At 70.6% G+C, this 6,967-nt stretch carries 5 protein-coding genes and 2 rRNA genes; all 7 read right to left on the bottom strand.

Annotated features, from left to right (window positions below):
* The coding region (locus VFW24_11800) for a 2-oxoacid:ferredoxin oxidoreductase subunit beta (GenBank protein HEX5267446.1) at nt 1–999 on the bottom strand (999 nt) is incomplete at its 3' end.
* A complete protein-coding gene (locus VFW24_11795; GenBank protein ID HEX5267445.1) occupies nt 992–2,866 on the bottom strand; it encodes a 2-oxoacid:acceptor oxidoreductase subunit alpha in 1,875 nt (624 codons plus the stop codon). The genes VFW24_11795 and VFW24_11800, both read right to left, overlap by 8 nt.
* A 194-nt stretch (nt 2,867–3,060) precedes the next feature.
* On the bottom strand, nt 3,061–4,116 hold the full coding sequence (locus VFW24_11790) for a class I fructose-bisphosphate aldolase (GenBank protein ID HEX5267444.1): 1,056 nt from the start codon (nt 4,114–4,116) through the stop codon (nt 3,061–3,063).
* 97 nt (nt 4,117–4,213) lie between these two features.
* The gene (locus tag VFW24_11785) at nt 4,214–4,615 is read right to left on the bottom strand and encodes a single-stranded DNA-binding protein (protein HEX5267443.1); all 402 of its coding nucleotides are present in this window, start codon (nt 4,613–4,615) and stop codon (nt 4,214–4,216) included.
* 115 nt (nt 4,616–4,730) lie between these two features.
* The gene (locus VFW24_11780; GenBank protein HEX5267442.1) at nt 4,731–5,387 is read right to left on the bottom strand and encodes a tetratricopeptide repeat protein; all 657 of its coding nucleotides are present in this window, start codon (nt 5,385–5,387) and stop codon (nt 4,731–4,733) included.
* A gap of 958 nt (nt 5,388–6,345) precedes the next feature.
* Nucleotides 6,346–6,462 (bottom strand): 5S ribosomal RNA (gene rrf, locus VFW24_11775).
* 89 nt (nt 6,463–6,551) lie between these two features.
* Nucleotides 6,552–6,967, bottom strand: a 23S ribosomal RNA gene (locus VFW24_11770); the annotation flags it as partial.

Here is a 6,967-nt window from a genome sequence, read left to right as displayed (position 1 = left end):
GGTGGACCCGGACGCGAGGAGCTCGGCCAGGTCCCCGGGCCCGCGCCGCTCCTGGGCGTCGAGCAGCTGCTGCTGCACCGCCGTTCCGTAGTCGGCCGCCTCGATGGCCCGGAACACCCCGATGGGCGTGGGCTCGTAGGGGCCGTTGGCCAGCCGCGAGAGCATGAAGGCGACGCTCGGGTCGGGGCGGGTCTCGTCGTGTACCAGGAGACGGTCCTCACCCACCTCGGCCACGTCGACGATCCTCACCCCCTCGCCGTCCAGCACGACGCCTCGCTCCCCTTCGGGGCCGAAGCGGATCGGCTGGCCGTGCTCGAGCGGGATCAGGTTCATCGGCCGGGCTTCCTTGGACAGGATCTGGTCGAAGGCGCCGTCGTTGAAGACGTTGCAGTTCTGATAGATCTCGACGAAGGCGCCGCCCTTGTGGTCGTGGGCCCGCTTGAAGATGTGCTGCATGTGCTTGCGGTCCATGTCGTGGGTGCGGGCCACGAAGGTGGCCTCGGCCCCCAGCGCCAGGCTGATCGGGTTGAAGGGGCGGTCCAGCGAACCGAACGGCGTCGACTTGGTGACCTTGCCGACCTCGCTGGTCGGTGAGTACTGGCCCTTGGTCAGCCCGTAGATCTGGTTGTTGAACAGGACGATGGTGAGGTTGACGTTGCGGCGCAGGGCGTGGATGAGGTGGTTGCCACCGATGGAAAGGCCGTCACCGTCACCGGTGATCACCCACACGTCGAGATCGGGCCGGGCCACGGCCAGCCCGGTGGCGATGGCCGGGGCCCGTCCGTGGATCGAGTGCATGCCGTAGGTGTTCATGTAGTACGGGAACCGGCTGGCGCAGCCGATGCCCGACACGAACACCGTCGACTCCCGGCGCACGCCGAGGTCGGGCATCATCATCTGCACGGCGGTGAGGATCGAGTAGTCCCCGCAACCGGGGCACCACCTCACCTCCTGGTCGGTCGACCAGTCCTTCTTCGTCGTGGTGGGGGCGTCAGGCATCGAGCATCTCCAGGATGGCGGTCTCGAGCTCGGCCACCCGGAAGGGCTGGCCCTGGACCTTGGTTACGGACTTGGCGTCGACGAGGAAGTCGCTGCGCAGCAGGCGGGACAGCTGGCCCAGGTTCATCTCGGGCACCATCACCTTCGGGTACGAGCGCACGACCTGGCCGAGATTGGCCGGGAACGGGTTGAGGTGCATCAGGTGGGCGTGGGCCACCTTCTTGCCCCGTGCGCGCACCCGGCGCACGGCGGCCTGGATGGCGCCGTAGGTCGAGCCCCACCCGACGACCAGCACATCGGCGCCGTCGTCGCTGTCGACGTCGACCGGCGGGATGTCCTTGGCGATGCCCGCGACCTTGGCCGCCCGCAGCTGCACCATCCGCTCGTGGTTGGCCGGGTCGTAGGAGATGTTGCCGCTGCCGTCCTCCTTCTCGAGCCCGCCGATGCGGTGCTCGAGACCGGCGGTACCGGGCACGGCCCACGGCCGGGCCAGCGTCTCGGGGTCCCGGAGGTACGGCAGGAACTGGGCGGCGCCGTCCTCCCCCGTCTGGTTGGGCTCGGTGGCGAACTGCACCGAGATGTCGGGGAGATCGTCGACGTTCGGCAGCATCCACGGCTCGGCCCCGTTGGCCAGATAGCCGTCGGACAGGAGGAACACCGGCGTGCGGTACTTGAGGGCGATGCGCGCCGCCTCGATGGCCGCATAGAAGCAGTGGCCCGGCGTCATGGCGGCGACGATCGGCACCGGCGCCTCACCGTGGCGGCCGTACATGGCGTGCAGCAGGTCGGCCTGCTCGGTCTTGGTGGGCAGGCCGGTCGACGGGCCGCCCCGCTGGATGTCGATGATCAGCAACGGCAGCTCGAGGCTGACCGCCAGGCCCACCGTCTCCGACTTGAGGTCGACGCCGGGGCCGCTGGTGGTGGTGACGCCGAGCTGGCCCCCGAAGGCGGCGCCGAGGGCGGCGGCCACACCGGCGATCTCGTCCTCGGCCTGCAGGGTCCGCACCCCGAAGTTCTTGTGCTTGGACAGCTCGTGGAGGATGTCCGAGGCCGGGGTGATCGGGTACGAGCCGAGGAACATCGGGAGCTTGGCGAGCTGCGAGGCGGCCACCAGGCCCCACGCCAGGGCGGTGTTGCCGCTGATGTTGGTGTAGGTCCCGGGCGCCAGCGCCGCCGGCTTGACCTCGTAGGTCGCCTGGAACAGCTCCGCCGTCTCCCCGAAGTTGTAGCCGGCCTTGAACGCCAGGGTGTTGGAGTCGGCCACCATCGGGTTCTTGGCGAACCGCTCCTTGATCCAGGCCAGGGTCGGGTCGACGGGGCGCTGGTACAGCCACGTCACCAACCCGAGGGCAAAGAAGTTCTTCGACCGCTCGGCGTCCCTCGGCTTGGCCCCGGTCTCCTTGGCCGCCTCGAGGGTCAGCGTGGTCATCGGGACCTCGAAGACCGTGAAGCTGGCCAGGCTGCCGTCCTCGAGCGGGTTGGCGGCGTAGCCGGCCTTGGCCAGCGAGCGCTCGTCGAACGAGTCGACGTTCAGGATCACCGTGGCCCCGACGGGAAGGTCCCGGATGTTGGCCTTGAGGGCGGCCGGGTTCATGGCCACGAGGACGTTCGGGGCGTCCCCCGGCGTCAGGATGTCGTGGTTCGAGATGTGCACCTGGAACGCCGACACCCCGGCCAGGGTGCCGGCCGGGGCTCGGATCTCGGCCGGGAAGTCGGGCAGGGTGGAAAGGTCGTTTCCGAACAGGGCGCTCACGCTGGTGAAACGGTCACCGGTGAGCTGCATGCCATCACCGGAGTCCCCGGCGAAGCGGATTACGACGCGGTCCAGCTCCTCCGTGGAACGGGTCTCAGCCGCGGTCTCGGTCAACGGAATCCTCGTCTGGGTCGCTGGGCCGGCCCCGTTGCCGGTCTCTGATCGGCCGGCTCCCACTGGAGGGCCCGGGCCGTCATGCGCCCCTGGCGGCCTCCGGAGGGCCGTCGTTCACCCCGAGTTTATCCCGGTGGGCCGCGAAACCCCCATTGGAGAGGTCGGCTTTTCGCGACCGGACGCCGCCGCGGCCGCTAGGCGACGGTGATCGAGGGGTCCAGGTAGACGTCCTGGATGGCGTGGAGGAGGGCCGCCCCGTCGGCCAGCGGGCGCTGGAAGGCCTTGCGGCCCACGATCAGCCCGGCCCCCCCGGCCCGCTTGTTGATGACCGCGGTGCGGACGGCCTGGGCCAGGTCCCCGCTGCCCTTCGACTCCCCGCCCGAGTTGATGAGCGGCACCCGGCCCATGTAGCAGTTCACGACCTGCCAGCGGGTCAGGTCGATGGGGTTGTCCGTGGTCAGCTCGCTGTAGACCAGCGGGTCGGTCTTGCCGAACTTGACGGCGTTGTAGCCCCCGTTCGACTCCGGCATCTTCTGCTTGATGATGTCGGCCTTGATGGTGACACCGAGGTGGTTGGCCTGGCCCGTCAGGTCGGCGGCGGTCTCGTAGTTGACCCCGTTGACCTTGAAGTCGGGATTGCGCAGGTAGCACCACAGCACGGTGAACAGCCCCGCCTGGTGGGCCTCCTCGAAGGCCTCCTCGACTTCCTGGATCTGGCGGGTGCTCTCCTCCGACCCGAAGTAGATGGTGGCGCCCACGCCCACGGCTCCGAGGTCGACGGCCTCCTCCACCGAGCCGAACATGATCTGGTCGTACTCGGTCGGGTAGGTCAGCAGCTGGTTGTGGTTGAGCTTGGCAATGAAGGGGATCTTGTGCGCGTAACGCCGGGCCACGATCCCCAGCACGCCGACCGTGCTGGCGAAGGCGTTGCAGCCCCCCTCGATGGCCAGCTCGCAGAGGTTCCGGGGGTCGAAGTAGGCCGGGTTCTTGGCGAAGCTGGCCGCCGCCGAGTGCTCGATCCCCTGGTCCACCGGGAGGATCGAGAGGTAGCCGGTTCCTGCCAGGCGGCCCGTGTTCAGCATGGTCTGGAGGTTGCGCAGGACCGCCGGCGAGCGGTCGCTGTCCACCAGAACCCGGTCCACGAAGTCCCCGCCCGGCAGGACGAGGTCCTCGGCGGGGATGGCCTTCGACTTGTGCTGCAGGAGGGCTTCGGCTTCCTCACCCAGGAGCTTCGCGAGGTCGAGGTCCACGTGTCCGGCTCCTAACGCTGTCGGGTCCGCGGTTTACGGCACCACTCGTACCCATCGAGCCTACCGTCGACCCGCCGGCGGCCCCGGCGTGGGGCGCTCAGCCCGCCCGGCTCCGGCGCCTCACCTCCTGCTCCGGGGCCTTCCCCTGGCCGGGCTCCAGCCCCGACGCCAGCCGCTCCACCGCCGCCGCCAGCGCCGTGCGCACCGACGCCGCCCGGCGGGCCGGGATGACCCGGTCGGCCACCACCTCGGTGCGGCTCTGGGTGCCGGCCCCGGCCCGGAAGAACCGCCTCCGGACCCGACCGAGCACCACGACCTCGTCCCCCTCGTCCAATTCGACGGCCACCGCCGGCGGGTCGAACCACGCCACCGGCACGCTGTCGGCCCGGCCCGTCCCGCCGGCGACCGTCACCTGCATGCTCATGATCCGGGTGCCGGACGGGAGCACCTTCTCCGCCGGGGGCCCACTGAGCCGGCCGGCGATCACCACGACGTTCATCACACCTCTCCCCTGCGCTCGTTCGGTCCTGACCCGCCGGCGGCGTATTGACCGCACGCCGGACCGGCGGAGTGGGGGAAGTGCCGAGGTGGATCGTACGGACGGGGTGTGACGGTCAGCCCAGCGCGGTGAGGCGCTCTGCCGTGTCGAAGAAGGTGCGGTCGTGGCGGAGGACCCGCCGGAACAGCTCCCGGGCGGCCGGGACCTCGCCGGCCCGTTCGTACAGGTCGGCCAGGGCGTACCACAGGCGGAGGTGGTGGTCCCGGGGCCGGGTCACCTTGCGCGCCGCGCCCTCGAGCATCCGGATGGCGCCGCTCAGGTCCCCCTGGTCGGCGCGGGATCCCGCCGCCACGATCCGGCCCTCGGTCACCAGCTCCGCCGACGGTGACGCCACCCGCAGCTCCTCCCACAGCTCGGCCACGTCGTCGTGGCGGCCCAGGGCCCGGCTGGCGTCGGCCATCGTCGGGAACTGGTCGTACGACCCGGTCAGGTCGTGGAAGGCGCCGAGCTCCCGCAGGGCGTCCCGCCACCGACTCTGGCGGTACAGGGTCAGCCCGTACAGCTCCCGCACCGCCGGCGACGCCGGCACGTCGGCGGCCAGCTGCTTGAGGATCCGCCGGGCGTCCTCGTACCGGTCCCGCTCGTAGGCCTTCGTGGCGTCGCCCAGGCGCCGGGCCAGGTGCGGTGCCTTCCTGGCGCCGGCGGTGGTCTGCAGCTCCTCGCCCACCACCTCGGGGACCTTCGGCGGCCGCCGTTGCCTGGGAACCTCCACGGGGGCGAAGCGCCTCGCTCCCCCACCCGCCCGCCGGCGGGCCTGCGGTTCCGCCCTCTTCTTCTCCGGCTCCTCGACCCAGCGCTCGGGCTGCCACTCCCGGGCCCGGGCCGGCCGTCTCTCGGCTCTCGGCGGCCGGGTGCTCTCGGGCCGCGGCTCGGGACCGAGCTCGGACGCCCCCCGGCGGGCGACCTTCCCCCAGCCGGCCACCTTCCGGGGCGCGGGGGGATGGGGGTGGCCGGTCCCCCGGTCCCGGGCGCCCGGCGCCGACCGCCGGCGGTCGGGGTCAGCGGGGCGGCCTCTGTCTGCGGTCCGGCCTCTGTCTGCGGTCCGGCCTCTGTCTGTGGTCCGGCCTCTGTCTGTGGTCCGGCCTCTGTGTGTGGTCCGGTCCGAGGAGCCGGGGCGGGGTCGGTCCGAGGAGCCGGGGCGGCGGCCCCGGTCGGGTCCGTCACTGACGCCCGGTCGGCGGGGCCGGCCCGGGGGAGGGCCTTCGCTGCGCCGACCGGTTGCACTGTTTCGACCCGTCGCACCGCCTCGACCCGTCGCACTGCTTCGACCGGCTCCGTTGCCAGTGCTCCGTCGACCGATTGAGGGGCCTTCACTCCGGCGGGCCGCGGGGGCACCGCCGGACCGGCGGTCGGGTGCCGCCCGGCCCGAGCCGGACCGGGATTGGGCTCCACGACCGTCGCCTCGAGGTCCCGCCGGCCGGCCCCGGGCGCTACCGCCCCTGCCGGGCGGCGCTCCCCGGCCCGCAGCGCCCGACCGCGTCCCGCCTCCCCCGGCTCGGGGTCCTGCACCGGGGGACCCCTGCTGCGGCTTTCGTGCTGGTCCGGAGGGCTTCCGGGCCGGCCTACCCGAACTTTGACGCGCGTCGTCCTCGTCGGGATTCCTGGCCACGACGGCAGGCTACCGGTACGCGAAAGAGCCCCCGCTGGGCGGGGGCTCTTTGTGCGAATTATTCCGGCGGCGACCTACTCTCCCAGGGAGTCTCCCCCCAAGTACCATCGGCGCGGGCGGGCTTAACTTCCGTGTTCGGGATGGGTACGGGTGTGACCCCGCCGCTATGGCCACCGGAAACCGTGGCTGTATTTCATTTCAAGGATCACCGCGCCGACGGCGCGGCTCCCCTGTGAGCCTTCCATAGCGAGCACGGGCAACGAGTAGATCTCCAAGCCCTCGGCCGATTAGTACCGGTCGGCTGAACACATTGCTGTGCGTACACCTCCGGCCTATCAACGTGGTCATCTGGCCACGGGCCTTACCGGGTTAACCCCGTGGGAGACCTCATCTTGGAACGGGCTTCGCACTTAGATGCTTTCAGCGCTTATCCCTTCCGCAGGTCGCTAACCAGCGGTGCCCTTGGCAGGACAACTGGCACACGAGAGCTGCGTCCGTCCCGGTCCTCTCGTACTAGGGACAGCCTTCCTCAGGTCTCCTGCGGCTGCGACGGATAGGGACCGAACTGTCTCACGCATGTAAATCCCGTATTACTACGGGCATAGACTATACCTTCACCCTGTTTCCAGGGGCCGGCGTGTTATGGCCTAAATGCCATCTCTCCATTGAGCAGATGGAGAAGT

Source organism: Acidimicrobiales bacterium (assembly GCA_036273495.1).
Taxonomy (GTDB): Bacteria; Actinomycetota; Acidimicrobiia; order Acidimicrobiales; family JAJPHE01; genus DASSEU01.
Note: the sequence above shows the minus strand (reverse complement) of the source record. Positions and strands in the feature narration are given on the sequence as shown.

What these genes read in the sequence shown, in the direction of transcription:
- VFW24_11785 (HEX5267443.1), bottom strand. Translation starts at nt 4,615, where the DNA reads ATGAACGTCGTGGTGATCGCCGGCCGGCTCAGTGGGCCCCCGGCGGAG.